Source organism: Streptomyces sp. NPDC037273, assembly GCF_055603625.1.
Genome location: NZ_JBVJVO010000016.1, coordinates 182,618 through 195,349, shown reverse-complemented (window position 1 = coordinate 195,349; position 12,732 = coordinate 182,618). Strand labels below are relative to the sequence as shown.

General features: G+C 71.2%; 16 protein-coding genes. 8 read left to right on the top strand and 8 right to left on the bottom strand.

The features are described from left to right. The coding region (locus ACZ7G1_RS32640; RefSeq protein WP_471204332.1) for a hypothetical protein at nt 1-251 on the top strand (251 nt) is incomplete at its 5' end. Between the two features lie 126 nt (nt 252-377). Here the strand turns inward: ACZ7G1_RS32640 and ACZ7G1_RS32635 are convergent. Continuing rightward, nucleotides 378-1,040, bottom strand: a complete 663-nt coding sequence (locus tag ACZ7G1_RS32635) for a DNA-3-methyladenine glycosylase (RefSeq protein ID WP_470882396.1) — start codon at nt 1,038-1,040, stop codon at nt 378-380. A gap of 77 nt (nt 1,041-1,117) precedes the next feature. Between ACZ7G1_RS32635 and ACZ7G1_RS32630 the strand changes: the two genes are divergently transcribed. The 3 genes from ACZ7G1_RS32630 (at nt 1,118) to ACZ7G1_RS32620 (ending at nt 3,167) form a co-directional block, all read left to right on the top strand. Beyond that, nucleotides 1,118-1,900 carry a sporulation protein gene (locus ACZ7G1_RS32630; RefSeq protein WP_470882398.1) on the top strand — a complete coding sequence of 261 codons (783 nt, stop codon included), beginning with the start codon at nt 1,118-1,120 and terminating at the stop codon, nt 1,898-1,900. Nucleotides 1,901-1,956: 56 nt separating this feature from the next. Next, on the top strand, nt 1,957-2,496 hold the full coding sequence (locus tag ACZ7G1_RS32625; protein WP_470882400.1) for a YbhB/YbcL family Raf kinase inhibitor-like protein: 540 nt from the start codon (nt 1,957-1,959) through the stop codon (nt 2,494-2,496). A gap of 164 nt (nt 2,497-2,660) precedes the next feature. Then, nucleotides 2,661-3,167 carry an HNH endonuclease gene (locus ACZ7G1_RS32620; RefSeq protein WP_376490509.1) on the top strand — a complete coding sequence of 169 codons (507 nt, stop codon included), beginning with the start codon at nt 2,661-2,663 and terminating at the stop codon, nt 3,165-3,167. A gap of 73 nt (nt 3,168-3,240) precedes the next feature. Here the strand turns inward: ACZ7G1_RS32620 and ACZ7G1_RS32615 are convergent, their stop codons facing one another. The 4 genes from ACZ7G1_RS32615 to ACZ7G1_RS32600 all read right to left on the bottom strand — a co-directional run bounded on the left by ACZ7G1_RS32615 (nt 3,241) and on the right by ACZ7G1_RS32600 (nt 6,446). Further along, on the bottom strand, nt 3,241-4,014 hold the full coding sequence (locus ACZ7G1_RS32615) for a sulfite exporter TauE/SafE family protein (protein WP_470882402.1): 774 nt from the start codon (nt 4,012-4,014) through the stop codon (nt 3,241-3,243). 94 nt (nt 4,015-4,108) lie between these two features. Continuing rightward, a complete protein-coding gene (locus tag ACZ7G1_RS32610; RefSeq protein WP_470882404.1) occupies nt 4,109-5,050 on the bottom strand; it encodes an SPFH domain-containing protein in 942 nt (313 codons plus the stop codon). A gap of 93 nt (nt 5,051-5,143) precedes the next feature. Further along, nucleotides 5,144-5,572 carry an NfeD family protein gene (locus ACZ7G1_RS32605; RefSeq protein WP_470882406.1) on the bottom strand — a complete coding sequence of 143 codons (429 nt, stop codon included), beginning with the start codon at nt 5,570-5,572 and terminating at the stop codon, nt 5,144-5,146. Between the two features lie 76 nt (nt 5,573-5,648). Then, on the bottom strand, nt 5,649-6,446 hold the full coding sequence (locus ACZ7G1_RS32600) for an ABC transporter ATP-binding protein (RefSeq protein WP_470882408.1): 798 nt from the start codon (nt 6,444-6,446) through the stop codon (nt 5,649-5,651). Between the two features lie 135 nt (nt 6,447-6,581). On the opposite strand from ACZ7G1_RS32600, the gene ACZ7G1_RS32595 reads away from it, so the two are divergent. Next, nucleotides 6,582-7,373, top strand: coding sequence for a hypothetical protein (locus ACZ7G1_RS32595; RefSeq protein WP_470882410.1), 792 nt, complete (start codon nt 6,582-6,584; stop codon nt 7,371-7,373). A 53-nt stretch (nt 7,374-7,426) separates the two neighbouring features. Here the strand turns inward: ACZ7G1_RS32595 and ACZ7G1_RS32590 are convergent, their stop codons facing one another. From ACZ7G1_RS32590 to ACZ7G1_RS32580, 3 genes are all read right to left on the bottom strand, one after another. Continuing rightward, nucleotides 7,427-7,669: a chaplin gene (locus ACZ7G1_RS32590; RefSeq protein WP_435970829.1), complete on the bottom strand. Its 243-nt coding sequence runs from the start codon at nt 7,667-7,669 to the stop codon at nt 7,427-7,429. A gap of 153 nt (nt 7,670-7,822) precedes the next feature. Continuing rightward, nucleotides 7,823-8,467 carry a response regulator gene (locus ACZ7G1_RS32585; protein WP_470882412.1) on the bottom strand — a complete coding sequence of 215 codons (645 nt, stop codon included), beginning with the start codon at nt 8,465-8,467 and terminating at the stop codon, nt 7,823-7,825. Then, nucleotides 8,460-9,608: a GAF domain-containing sensor histidine kinase gene (locus tag ACZ7G1_RS32580; RefSeq protein ID WP_470882414.1), complete on the bottom strand. Its 1,149-nt coding sequence runs from the start codon at nt 9,606-9,608 to the stop codon at nt 8,460-8,462. The genes ACZ7G1_RS32585 and ACZ7G1_RS32580 overlap by 8 nt, the downstream gene beginning before the upstream one ends. A 172-nt stretch (nt 9,609-9,780) precedes the next feature. On the opposite strand from ACZ7G1_RS32580, the gene ACZ7G1_RS32575 reads away from it, so the two are divergent. The 3 genes from ACZ7G1_RS32575 (at nt 9,781) to ACZ7G1_RS32565 (ending at nt 12,594) form a co-directional block, all read left to right on the top strand. Beyond that, on the top strand, nt 9,781-10,476 hold the full coding sequence (locus tag ACZ7G1_RS32575) for an SDR family NAD(P)-dependent oxidoreductase (RefSeq protein ID WP_470882441.1): 696 nt from the start codon (nt 9,781-9,783) through the stop codon (nt 10,474-10,476). Next, the gene (locus ACZ7G1_RS32570; protein ID WP_470882416.1) at nt 10,476-11,543 is read left to right on the top strand and encodes an S-adenosylmethionine:tRNA ribosyltransferase-isomerase; all 1,068 of its coding nucleotides are present in this window, start codon (nt 10,476-10,478) and stop codon (nt 11,541-11,543) included. The genes ACZ7G1_RS32575 and ACZ7G1_RS32570 overlap by 1 nt, the downstream gene beginning before the upstream one ends. A 292-nt stretch (nt 11,544-11,835) precedes the next feature. After that, entirely contained in the window at nt 11,836-12,594 is a 759-nt protein-coding gene (locus ACZ7G1_RS32565; RefSeq protein WP_470882418.1) for a transglycosylase SLT domain-containing protein, read from the top strand. Nucleotides 12,595-12,732 lie beyond the last annotated feature (138 nt).

Below are 12,732 nucleotides of genomic sequence, written 5' to 3'. Positions count from 1 at the left end.
GGAACCTCGACCATCCGAAGATGGACGGGGTATCAACTAATCTGGCGTTGATTTTTGGCACGCTGTTGAGTTCTCAAGGTGCGGACGCTTCCTTCATTCCTGTTTCCAGGCCCTCCGGGCGCTTCCTTCGTTTCCGACTCTATCAGATCTTTCCGATCCGATTTCCTCGGTGCTTTCCAGTCCCTTTTGCTTTCGCTCTGGGGCCTTTCGGCGTGGTCACTACTTTAGCTGATTTCCGTGGAGGCTCATAATCGAGTCATTCGAAACGAATTTCGGAATGCCGAAATGAACCCCGATCGGGGTGTCATCTTGAGTAGTGGATGGCCGCCTGCGGGGTGCTTGAACAAGCAGGCCCGGATCCAGCGGCTCGGGCCACGTTAGTCGTTCGGTTGGGCAGAGTCAAGGCGGCGCTTGCGGGGGGTGTGGGGGCGGTAGGGGCTGACGGTGGGGTCGTCGGGGAGCCAGTAGCGCCAGGGGTGGGGAGCGCCGTCGCCGCCGACGCCGGTGCGGGGGCCGGTGTGGATGAGGTCGGGGGACGGTGGGGTGCCGGTGAGGAGGGTGAGGGGGGCGTCGGGGCCGGCGCAGACGTCGGTGCCGTTGAGGGAGAGGGCGACGTCGAGGGCGGTGGCGAGGCGGGCCGGGCCCTTGGCGAGCTCGTGGTCGGAGCGGGCCGTGCGGCGGCGGGGGCGGGCGTGCTCGGCGCCGCGCAGGATTTCACCCGCGCGCAGCAGCACGCCGCTCGCGTGGCCCTCGGGGCCGCACACCAGGTTCAGGCAGTGCCACATGCCGTAGGTGAAGTAGACGTAGGCGTGACCGGGTGGGCCGAACATGACGGCGTTGCGGGCGGTGCGGCCGCGGAAGGCGTGCGAGCCGGGGTCGATCGCGCCGGCGTACGCCTCCACCTCGGTGAGGCGGAGCTCGATCGGGCCTTGCTCCGTGTTGCGGACGAGGGTGCGGCCCAGGAGATCGGGGGCCACCTCCAGAACGGGGCGGTCGAAGAAGGCCCGCGGGATCGACGTACGGTCGGGGCTCTCGCTCATGGCGCCCGAGCGTAGTGGGGAACCGGCTACGGTCGTCGCGCGTATGTAGGGGTCAGGACCGACAAGGAGTGGAAGTCATGGGATTCAAGAAGCTGCTCGCGAGCCTTGGTGCCGGTGGGGCCAGCGTGGAGACGGTGCTCACCGAGGAGAACGTGGTCCCGGGCGGGGTCGTGCAGGGTGAGGTGCGGATCCAGGGCGGCAGCGTCGACCAGCAGATCGAGGGGCTGTCGATCGGGCTGCAGGCGCGCGTCGAGGTCGAGGGCGGCGACCAGGAGCACAAGCAGGACATCGAGTTCGTCAAGGTGCGCCTGGGTGGGGCCTTCGAGGTGAAGGCCGGGGCGGTGCACGTGGTGCCGTTCGGTCTGGAGATCCCGTGGGAGACGCCGATCACCTCGGTCTCCGGGCAGCAGCTGCGCGGGATGAACATCGGTGTGACGACCGAGCTGGAGATCGCGCGCGCCGTGGACTCGGGTGACCTGGACCCGATCAACGTGCACCCGCTGCCGGCGCAGCAGGCGATTCTGGACGCCTTCCTTCAGCTGGGCTTCCGGTTCAAGAGCGCGGACATGGAGCGCGGGCACATCCGGGGGACGCGGCAGAAGCTGCCCTTCTACCAGGAGATCGAGTTCTTCGCGCCGCAGCAGTACCGGGGTCTGAACCAGGTCGAGGTCAGCTTCGTCGCCGACGACCGTGAGATGGACGTCGTGCTGGAGATGGACAAGAAGCCGGGTCTGTTCGGTGAGGGCAGCGACTCGTTCCGCGCGTTCAAGGTGGGGCTGCACGACTTCCACGCGACCGACTGGGCGGCTTACCTGAACCAGTGGCTCGCCGAGGTCGGTGGCCGTCGCAACTGGCTCTAGGCTCGGCCGGAGAGAACTGCCGAGGCAGTAGCAACAGGCGATTCGGAGGATTCGACGTGTCCGAGGGCAAGAGGGCGCCGCTCCCGCATGACTTCCATCCGCCGGTGCCGGCGTTCACCGTGGTGAGCGACGACATCACGCCGGGCGGGGTTCTGAAGGACGCTCAGGTGTACGCGGCGGGGAACACCTCGCCGCAGCTGCGCTGGGAGGGCTTCCCGGCGGAGACGAAGAGCTTCGCCGTCACGTGCTTCGACCCGGACGCGCCGACGGGCAGCGGGTTCTGGCACTGGTCGCTGTTCGACATTCCGGCTTCGGTGACGGAGCTGCCCGTGGGTGCGGGCTCGGGATCGTTCGAGGGGCTGCCGGCCGGGGCCGTGCACGTGCGGAACGACTACGGCTCGAAGGACTTCGGCGGTGCCGCTCCCCCGCCCGGTGACCCGGCGCACCGTTATGTGTTCACGGTCTACGCGGTGGACAGCGAGAAGCTCGGTCCGGATGGTGACGCGTCGCCGGCGGCGATCGGTTTCCATCTGCGTTTCCACACGCTGGGGCGTGCCCAGTTGATCGGTGAGTACGCGGCTCCCGCGGCCGGCTGATCGTTCGTTTGTTGTTTGCCCGCTTCTGGTCTTGGAGAGATCAGAAGCGGGCATCTTTTGTTTCGCGAGAAATTGCGTTGTCCGACCCGGCCGGCCCGGCCATCGTTGATCCAAGCCCGAAGCCCCGCACCGGGGCTGGGGCCGGCACACGGGAGGTGGGCAACATGCGGGACACGCTGGTACTCAACGCGAGCTTCGAGCCGCTTTCGACGGTGACTCTCAACCGTGCGGTGGTGCTCGTCCTGCAGGACAAGGCCGTCGTCGAGCAGGCCCATCCCGATCTCCGGGTCCGAGGTGCCGCCGTCGATCTTCCGGTGCCGCGGGTCATCAGGTTGTGCCGCTACGTCCGGGTGCCGTTCCGAAGACAGGCCCCGTGGTCGAGGAGGGGGGTGCTGGTCAGGGACCAGCACCGGTGCGCGTACTGCGGGCGGAGGGCGACGACGGTCGACCATGTCGTGCCGAGGGCGCAGGGCGGTGGGGACAGTTGGCTGAACACGGTCGCCTCGTGCGCGGAGGACAACCACCGCAAGGCCGACCGGACGCCGGAGCAGGCCGGGATGCCGCTGCTCCACCAGCCGTTCGAGCCGACGCCGGCGGACGCGATGCTGCTGGCCATGCGGGCCAGCGAGCGGTCCGAGCTGCCGGCGTGGCTGGCGAACTCGGCCGCGTAGCGGCGTGATCCGTGAGGGCCCGTCTCCCCTGGTGGGGAGGCGGGCCCTTTCGTTCGCTGGCGTGGGAGCGGGGCTACTTGAGGGTCAGCTGGAGGATGGCGACGACGCCGACGGCGATGATCACTCCGCGCAGGACGGGCGGGGGCAGTTTCCGTCCGACCTTGGCGCCGATCTGGCCGCCGAGGGTGGAGCCGACGGCGATGAGGAGGACGGCGGTCCAGTCGAAGTCGGCGACGAAGAGGAAGAAGACGGCGGCGACGCCGTTGACGAGGGCGCCGAGGATGTTCTTGACGGCGTTGATCCGCTGCAGGGTGTCGTGGAGCAGCAGGCCCATGAGGGAGAGGTAGAGGACTCCCTGGGCGGCGCCGAAGTATCCGCCGTACATGCTGGCGAGGAGGAGACCGACGAGGAGGACGGGGCCGCCGTCGGGGTGTGCCTCGGTGCCGGTCTGTTCGCGCCGGCGCCGCACGGCGGCGGCGATGCGGGGCTGGAAGAGGACCAGGACGAGTGCGAGGCCGATGAGGACGGGGACGATCGCGTCGAAGGCCTTGGACGGCAGCGCCAGGAGCAGGATCGCGCCGATGAGTCCGCCGAGGAGGGCGACGCCGCCGAGGCGGAGGATGCGGGCCTTCTGGCCCTTGAGTTCGGCGCGGTAGCCGATGGCCCCGCTGATGGAACCGGGGACGAGGCCGAGGGCGTTGGAGACGTTCGCGGTGATCGGGGGCAGGCCGGTCGCGAGGAGGACCGGGAACGTGATCAGGGTGCCCGATCCGACGATGGTGTTGATGGTGCCGGCGCCGATGCCGGCGGCGAAGACCGCCAGTGCTTCCCAGATGGACAACGCCATCTCCTTACATGGTCAGTGGCTCGCCTCCCCGCCCTGAGGTGTCGTCAGGGTCGAGGGGCTCGCACCGATCATGCACGAGGATTACGTGTACGTGTCAGTCAACCTGCGGTTCGTCTCGCCGCTCGGTCGGTTCGGGGCCCTTGACCTTGAATCCGGAGGGGCCTCCGGTCGCGTTGCCGAGGGCGCCGGAGAGGCCCTTGAGGGCGTCGCCGATCTCGCTGGGCACGATCCAGAGCTTGTTGGCGTCGCCCTCGGCGATCTTCGGGAGCATCTGGAGGTACTGGTAGGACAGCAGCTTCTGGTCGGGGTCGCCCGCGTGGATGGCCTCGAAGACCGTGCGTACGGCCTGGGCCTCGCCCTCGGCGCGCAGGGCTGCGGCCTTGGACTCGCCTTCGGCGCGGAGGATCGCGGACTGCTTCTCGCCCTCGGCGGTGAGGATGGCGGACTGACGGGTGCCCTCGGCGGTGAGGATGGCGGCGCGCTTGTCGCGCTCGGCGCGCATCTGCTTCTCCATCGAGTCCTGGATGGAGGTCGGCGGCTCGATCGCCTTGAGCTCGACGCGGTTGACGCGGATGCCCCACTTGCCGGTGGCCTCGTCGAGGACGCCGCGCAGGGCCGCGTTGATCTCCTCGCGGGAGGTGAGGGTTCGCTCCAGGTCCATGCCGCCGATGATGTTGCGCAGGGTGGTGACGGTGAGCTGCTCGATGGCCTGGATGTAGCTGGCGACCTCGTAGGTCGCGGCGCGGGCGTCGGTCACCTGGTAGTAGATGACGGTGTCGATGTTGACGACCAGGTTGTCCTGGGTGATCACCGGCTGCGGCGGGAACGGGACGACCTGCTCGCGGAGGTCGATCCGGTTGCGGATCGAGTCGATGAACGGGACGACGATGTTCAGTCCCGCGTTGAGCGTGCGGGTGTAGCGGCCGAAGCGCTCCACGATCGCCGCGCTCGCCTGCGGGATGACCTGGATCGTCTTGATCAGGGCGATGAAGACGAGCACCACCAGAATGATCAGGACGATGATGACTGCTGACATCGTGTTCCCCGTGCCCTTCGCTGCCGGTTGTCTGCCGGGTTGCTTTCGATGATCGAGTTTCCCAGATGGCGGAGCGTCATGGGCGAGGTTCGGTCACATGACGACGGCCGTCGCCCCGTCGATGTCCACGACGTCGACCTGTTCGCCCGGTTCGAAGCTCTGGCCGGTGTCGAGCGTGCGGGCGGACCAGACCTCGCCGGCGAGTTTGATACGGCCTCCGCTGCCGTCGACCCGTTCCAGGACGACGGCCTGACGGCCCTTCAGGGCGTCCACGCCGGTGGCGATGCCCGGTCTGCCGTCGCGATGGCGGGCGGCGATCGGGCGGACCACCGCGATGAGCGCCACCGAGACGACGACGAAGACGAGTACCTGGGGGACGACTCCGAAACCGAGGGCGGCCGTGACCGCTCCGGCGACCGCTCCCACGGACAGCATGCCGAACTCCGGCATCGCGGTCAGGACCAGCGGAATGCCGAGCCCCACCGCGCCGATCAGCCACCAGACCCATGCGTCGATGTCCACATGGTCATGGTAGGGCGGGTGGGGCTCTCCGGGACAGGGCGCGGGTGGCTGTGCGGGACACCGGCGCTCCGTACGGCTACTTCAGGGGCAGACCGTGGGCGGTCCAGCGGTCGCCGACGCGCTCGACGACGAGCGGCAGGCCGAAGCAGTGCGAGAGGTTCCGGGAGGTCAGCTCGGTCTCGACGGGGCCGGCCGCGAGGACCTTGCCCTGACGGATCATCAGGACGTGGGTGAAGCCCGGCGCGATCTCCTCGACATGGTGGGTGACCATGATCATGGAGGGGGCGTACGGGTCCCGGGCGAGGCGGCCGAGACGGCGGACCAGGTCCTCGCGGCCGCCCAGGTCGAGACCGGCGGCGGGCTCGTCGAGGAGGAGCAGCTCGGGGTCGGTCATCATCGCGCGGGCGATCAGGGTGCGCTTGCGCTCGCCCTCGGAGAGGGTGCCGAACTTGCGGTCCAGGTACTCGCTCATGCCGAGCCGGTCCAGGAAGGCCTTGGCGCGCTCCTCGTCGACCGGGTCGTAGTCCTCGTGCCAGGTGGCGGTCATGCCGTACGCGGCGGTGAGGACGGTCTGCAGGACGGTCTGGCGCTTGGGGAGCTTCTCCGCCATGGCGATGCCGGCCACGCCGATGCGGGGGCGGAGCTCGAAGACGTCGGTGCCGACGCCGCCCAGCTGCTCACCGAGGATGCGGGCGGTGCCCTTGGTGGGGAAGAGGTAGCTGGAGGCGATGTTCAGGAGGGTCGTCTTGCCGGCGCCGTTGGGTCCGAGGATGACCCAGCGCTCGCCCTCCTTGACCGACCAGGAGACTTCGTCCACCAGAGCCCGTCCGTCGCGGACCACGGATACGTCCACCAGCTCCAGTACATCGCTCATGAGCGCGTTGTCTCCCCTTGCGGTCGAGTCGTGTCGTCGCCTTGCGCCGATGGGCGCGGCGTCCAGGGGAAAACCTACGTTATCGGCGGAGCGGGCCGGTCCCTAGGGCTTCCTTTGAGTCCTTAGTCTGGGGGGATGCTTTCGGAACCACGCTCAGGACGCCTGGCCGCTTGGGGCAACGCCCTGCTGGCCGGGGCGGTGTCGCCGGACGAGGCGGCGCTGGCCATTGTCGGGGAGGACGCGGTGCACCGCGTGGAGGGGCTGCCGGGTGAGGCGGGTCCGGTGGGACTGACGCTGGCGCTCGGCCGGCTGCGGCGGCTCGGGGTGACCGGCTGGCGGGTCGCGCTGCCCGCGCCCGGGCATCCGCTGGGCCTGAGCGGCCCGCCCGACTTCAACGCGCGCGCCCTGGATGCGGAGGAAGCGGTCGTCGGCTTCGGCGCGCCGTACGGTCTCGTGCCGGAGGTCTCCGAGGCGGGCCCCGCGGGTGACGTCCACGTCTCGGTCGTCTGGCACTGCCTCGCCGTACGTGAGGCTCCCCCGGCCGACGTGCCCTCGCTCGGCGAGGCGGAACGGGAACTCGCGGAAGCCCTGCGCGACGCCACGGCCGCGCTGACCCGGCTGGACGTGGCCGCCTCCGGCCCCGCGGCGGAGGCCGCGCGGGATGCCTATCGGGCGCGGGCCGAGGCGGGACGTGAGGTCCTCGCTCCCGGCTATCCGCCCCGGGCCGTGCGGGTGCTCGAGCTCGCCCAGCGGATCGGTCTCCTGGTCGACATGGCCTACGACCACGGACACGGGGGCGCCGTCAGCGCGTCCGAGATGGCGGCGCGCGGGGAGGCGCTGCGGCCGGTGGAGCGGGTGGCCCGGCGGGCGCGGGTCGCCGCGTACAACGCGTATGTGGAGGAGAGGGAGCGGGAGCGGGGGGTCTGAGGACCCTCGGAAGAAAGGGGTCGGCCCCCGGGGGTGTCCGGGGGCCGAGGGGGTCAGCCGTTGAAGGCGCCGTTGCCGAAGGCGGGGTTGAGCAGGCCGATCACGTTGACCGTGTTGCCGGAGACGTTCACGGGGACGTGGACCGGGACCTGCACCAGGTTGCCGGAGGCGACGCCCGGCGAGTTGAGGGCCTTGCCCGTGGCCTCGGCGCCGTGGGCGGAGGCGACACCGGCACCGGCGGCGACGATGCCACCGGCGACCATGGTGAGGGCAGCGGCCTTCTTGAGGTTCTTCACTTGGTACATCCTCCTGGTCATCGCTGCGGCAGGTCCGCCGCAGCACGCCATGGAGAACGCCGCCGCCCCCGTCCGGTTGCGCCGAACGGGGGATATACACACGACGGTATGAAGGACTGAACGGTCGTGCGCCCGGCGCGCGAGGGGGGCGCGTCAGTCCGTGAGGCCGTGGCGTACGGCCCAGAGGGCGGCCTGGGTGCGGTCCGCCAGGTCGAGCTTCATGAGGATGTTCGAGACGTGGGTCTTGACGGTCTTCTCGGAGAGGACCAGGGCACGGGCGATCTCGCGGTTGGAGCGGCCGTCGGCGATGAGGCCGAGGACCTCGCGTTCCCGTTCGGTGAGGGTGGTGCCCCGGCCGGTGCCGGTCGGCGAGTCGTCCTGGGCGAGGAGGGCGCCGGCGACCTCGGGCTGGAGCAGGATGTGCCCGGCGTGGACCGAGCGGATCGCGCCGGCGAGGGCGTCGGGGTCGATGTCCTTGTATACGTAGCCGCAGGCTCCGGCGCGGAGCGCGGGGACGACCGTGCGCTGCTCGGTGAAGCTGGTGACGATGAGGACCCTGGCGGGGTTGGCGAGCTCGCGGAGCCGCTTGAGGGCCTCGATGCCGTCGGTGCCGGGCATCTTGACGTCCATGAGGACGACGTGCGGGCGGAGCTCCTCGGCGCGGGCGACGCCTTCGGCGCCGTCGGAGGCCTCCCCCACCACTTCTATGTCGTCCTGCACTTCGAGGAAGGTGCGCAGGCCGCGGCGGACGACCTGGTGGTCGTCGACCAGCAGGACGCGGATCGGTCGGTCAGCCACCGGGTACCTCCATCTCGATTGTGGTGCCCCGGCCGGCGGCCGAGGTCACGGTGAGCGCTCCGCCGACGCCGCTCGCCCGGTCCCGCATGGAGACGAGGCCGAGGTGGCGGCCGGCGCTGCGGACCGTACGGGGGTCGAAGCCCTTGCCGTCGTCGGTGACGGTGAGCCGTGCGCCGCCCTGGTCGCCGCGGGCGAGGGTGACGGTGACGTTCTGCGCGTCGGCGTGCCGCAGGGCGTTGTGCAGGGCCTCCTGGGCGACCCGGAGCACGGCCTCCTCCTGGGCGGCGGGCAGGGCCCGGGCACCGTGGCTCTCGAAGGCGACCCGGGCGGTGTGGGCGCGGTCGAGCACCTGGATCTGGGTACGGAGGGTGTGGACGAGGCCGTCCTCGTCGAGGGCTGCGGGGCGGAGCTCGACGACGGCGGCGCGCAGTTCGTCGGCGGCCTCGGCGGCGAGCGCGGCGACCTGCTGGAGCTCGCCCTTGGCGCGGGCCGGGTCGCGGTCGACGAGGGCGGCGGCGGCCTGGGCGGTCAGCCGCAGCGAGAAGAGCTTCTGGGCGACGGCGTCGTGCAGCTCGTGGGCGAGGCGGGAGCGCTCCTCGGCGATGGTGAGCTCGCGGCTGCGCTCGTACAGGCGCGCGTTGGTGAGGGCGATGGCGGCGTGCTGGGCGAGGATCGAGAGCAGCTCCTCGTCCTCGGCGGTGAAGCCGCAGCCGCCGTCCTCCTTCGGGCAGCGCTTGTTGGCGAGGAAGAGGGCGCCGAGGATCTCGTCGCCGTCCCGGACGGGGAGGCCGAGGAAGTCGGACATCTCGGGGTGCGCGGCCGGCCAGCCCTCGAAGCGGGGGTCGAGACGGACGTCGGCGAGCCGCGCGGTCTCGGCCTCCTGGAGCATGGCGGCGAGGATGCCGTGCTGCCGGGGCAGCGGGCCGATCGCCTTCCACTGCTCGTCACTGACGCCGTCCACCACGAACTGGGCGAAGCCGCCGTGGTCGTCGGGGACGCCCAGGGCCGCGTACTCGGCGTCGAGCAGCTCGCGGGCGGAGGCGACGATCGTCTTCAGGACGTCGCGGACCTCCAGGTGGCGGCTCATCGCGAGCAGGGCGGTGCTCACGGCGGCCAGGCCGGAGCTCGGTCGATGGCTCATGTGTTCACCGTACCGGCGGGGTGTCACGGTCCGTATCGGTCCGGGGACCAGCGGGGACGGGGCCGTGGACCTAGGTCGAAGTGCCCTCGGGGACCGGGGCCCGGGGCCGAGGCGGGGCGCGGCGGTGCCGGAGGAGGGTGGGGCCATCCGAAGGAGAGAGGGGATGGACGTCATGGCTGTCGCGATCATCACGGGGGCGTCGAGGGGTCTGGGGCGGGCGCTGGCCGAGGCGCTCGCCGGGCGGGGCTGGGACCTGGTGCTCGACGCGCGTTCGGCGGACGTGCTGGAGGAGAGCGCGGAGGCGGTCCGGGCGCTGGGCGCGCGGGTGGTGCCGCTGGCCGGGGACGTGACGGACGAGGCGCACCGGCGGGAGCTGGTGGCGGCGGCGCGGGAGCTCGGCGGGCTCGATCTGCTGGTGAACAACGCGGGGATCCTGGGCGCGGAGCCGCTGGTGCCGCTCGACCGACACCCGCTGGACGGTTTCCGGGCGGCCCTCGCGGTCAACGTGGTGGCTCCGCTGGGGCTGCTGCAGGAGGCGCTGCCGCTGCTGCGGGAGGCTCCCGCAGGGGCGGTGGTCAACCTGAGTTCGGACGCGGCCACGGTGGCGTACCGGACGTGGGGTGCGTACGGGGCGACGAAGGCGGCGCTCGACCAGCTGTCGGCGGTGCTCGCGGTGGAGGAGCCGGGGCTGCGGGTCTGGTCGGTGGACCCGGGTGGGATGCGGACGGACATGCTGGCCGCCGCGGAGCCCGGCGAGGACCTGTCGGGGACGCCCGCTCCGGCCGATGTCGCCCCGGTGTTCCTGCGGCTGCTCGACGAGCGGCCGGCGAGCGGCCGGTACGCGGCGCCGGCCCTCGCGGAGGCGTGATGGAGCTGGCCGTGCGGGTGCCGGAGGAACTGTCGGCGCGGGTGCCCGCCGAGGCCCGGGGGCCGGGGCGGGGCCGGGACGACGTGCGGCTGCTGGTGTCGCGGGGCGCGGAGGTGGCGCACCACGCGTTCCGGGAGCTGCCGTCGCTGCTGCGGGCGGGGGACGTACTCGTGGTGAACACGTCGACGACGCTGGCGGCCGCCGTGGACGGCCGGGTGGGCGGTGCGCCGGTGGTGGTGCACTTCTCGACGCGCGGGGACGACGGGCGGTGGGCGGTGGAGCTGCGGGAGCCGGACGGGACGGGGAGCACGCGGCCGCGTGCCGCGGGCCCGGCGGGTGCGGTGGTGCGGCTGCCCGCCGGGCGGCGGCTGGTGCTCGACGGGCCGCTGGTGCCGGGTGGGGCGCGGTTGTGGTGGGCGCGGGTGGACGGGGAGGTGCCGGGGCTGCTGGCCGGGTACGGGCGGCCGATCCGGTACGGGTACACGGAGCGGGACCAGCCGTTGTCCGCGTACCAGACGCTGTTCGCGCTGCCCTCCCCCGACGGCGCGGGGTCGGCGGAGATGCCGAGCGCGGCGCGGCCCTTCACGGCGGGGCTCGTGGCGGAGCTGGTGAGCCGGGGGATCCAGTTCGCTCCCCTCTCCCTGCATACGGGGGTGGCGTCGGCGGAGGCGCACGAGCCGCCCTATCCGGAGCGCTTCGAGGTGCCGGCGGCGACGGCGCTGCTGGTGAACGCCGCGCGGGCCGGGGGCGGGCGGGTCATCGCGGTGGGTACGACGGCGGTGCGGGCGCTGGAGTCGGCGGTGGAGCCGGGGGCGCGCGTGCGGGCCGCTTCGGGGTGGACGGATCTGGTGGTGACGCCGGAGCGGGGGGTGCGGGTGGTGGACGGGCTGATCACCGGGCTGCACGAGCCGGAGGCCTCGCACCTGCTGATGCTGGAGGCGATCGCCGGGCGGCCCGCGCTGCGGAGCGCGTACGCCGCCGCGGTGACGGGTCGCTACCTCTGGCACGAGTTCGGGGACGTCCATCTCGTCCTTCCGGATGAGGGGGCTCACTGTGCGCATTGCTGACGCAACGCGTGGTGAGTTTGTTACGCCTCCGATGTGAGGCCGCACATAGGACGCACATCACTTACGAAGCCCCCTAGTGGACGCTCCGACGCCGGATAAGGGCGGAGGAACCGGGCCACAGGGGGCTTTGTGTGGTCCGTGCACGGGCCCCTGATCCACTACCCGGGATCGTACGTCACACCTTTGCCACAGGATTTTGCGGCCGCTAAGAATTGCCCCCGTCGCCGTCGAGCAAGGCGCAGCAGCACCGCCGCCGGCGGAGCGACCCCCAGCGATTCGAAGAGGTTTCTGCATGTCTGCGAACACCCCTGGCCACAGTCGTGGTCTGAAGAAGACCCACAAGGCCACGATCGCCGGCGTCGCCGCCCTGGGCGCCGCAGCCCTCACCCTCTCCCTGGTGCCGGGCAACGGCTCCACCGAGACCGAGCCGCAGGCCCTCTCGGGCACGCAGCAGGTCGCCTGGTCGTACGACGCGTCCAGCCCGCAGGCGAAGGCGCTGGCCACCAGCGTCAGCGAGCAGCAGAGCACCCTCGGCCTGAAGGCCAAGCAGGACGCCGAGGCGAAGGCGAAGGCCGACGCCAAGGCGAAGGCGGCCGCCAAGGCCAAGGCCGACGCGAAGGCCAAGGCGGACGCCAAGGCCAAGGCGGAGGCGAAGGCGAAGGCCGCGGCGAAGAAGCGCGCCGCCGCGAAGGCGGCCGCGAGCCGTTCCGTCGCCCGTACCCCGGTCTTCGCGAACAACCTCGACGGCTGGATCCGCGAGGCGCTGTTCATCATGGACAAGCACAACATCCCGGGCAGCTACAACGGCCTGCACAAGAACATCATGCGCGAGTCCAGCGGCAACCCGCGGGCCATCAACAACTGGGACATCAACGCCATCAACGGCGTCCCGTCCAAGGGTCTGCTCCAGGTCATCTACCCGACCTTCAAGGCCTACCACGTGCCCGGCACCGCGTTCGACCAGTACGACCCGGTCGCCAACATCGTCGCCGCCGCCAACTACGCGGCCGACCGCTACGGCTCGATCGACAACGTCAACAGCGCGTACTGATCGCACTCGGTCCGCTGTCGTACGCCGGAGGGGGGGAAACCCCCGCGGGGGGTGTCCCCCCCGCGTTCCGGAGTGGCGGGTGAGTTGGCCCCACCCCACGGGCCTTGTTGAGCCGGCAACCGGGACACAAGAAACGAA

Bases quoted from the DNA above. Each gene is read 5' to 3' on its own strand.
- ACZ7G1_RS32595 (WP_470882410.1), top strand. From the start codon at position 6,582: ATGCTTTCGGAACCACGCTCAGGACGCCTGGCCGCTTGGGGCAACGCC.
- ACZ7G1_RS32575 (WP_470882441.1), top strand. From the start codon at position 9,781: ATGGCTGTCGCGATCATCACGGGGGCGTCGAGGGGTCTGGGGCGGGCG.
- ACZ7G1_RS32570 (WP_470882416.1), top strand. From the start codon at position 10,476: ATGGAGCTGGCCGTGCGGGTGCCGGAGGAACTGTCGGCGCGGGTGCCC.
- ACZ7G1_RS32580 (WP_470882414.1), bottom strand. From the start codon at position 9,608: ATGAGCCATCGACCGAGCTCCGGCCTGGCCGCCGTGAGCACCGCCCTG.
- ACZ7G1_RS32600 (WP_470882408.1), bottom strand. From the start codon at position 6,446: ATGAGCGATGTACTGGAGCTGGTGGACGTATCCGTGGTCCGCGACGGA.
- ACZ7G1_RS32630 (WP_470882398.1), top strand. From the start codon at position 1,118: ATGGGATTCAAGAAGCTGCTCGCGAGCCTTGGTGCCGGTGGGGCCAGC.
- ACZ7G1_RS32635 (WP_470882396.1), bottom strand. From the start codon at position 1,040: ATGAGCGAGAGCCCCGACCGTACGTCGATCCCGCGGGCCTTCTTCGAC.
- ACZ7G1_RS32620 (WP_376490509.1), top strand. From the start codon at position 2,661: ATGCGGGACACGCTGGTACTCAACGCGAGCTTCGAGCCGCTTTCGACG.
- ACZ7G1_RS32615 (WP_470882402.1), bottom strand. From the start codon at position 4,014: ATGGCGTTGTCCATCTGGGAAGCACTGGCGGTCTTCGCCGCCGGCATC.
- ACZ7G1_RS32565 (WP_470882418.1), top strand. From the start codon at position 11,836: ATGTCTGCGAACACCCCTGGCCACAGTCGTGGTCTGAAGAAGACCCAC.
- ACZ7G1_RS32610 (WP_470882404.1), bottom strand. From the start codon at position 5,050: ATGTCAGCAGTCATCATCGTCCTGATCATTCTGGTGGTGCTCGTCTTC.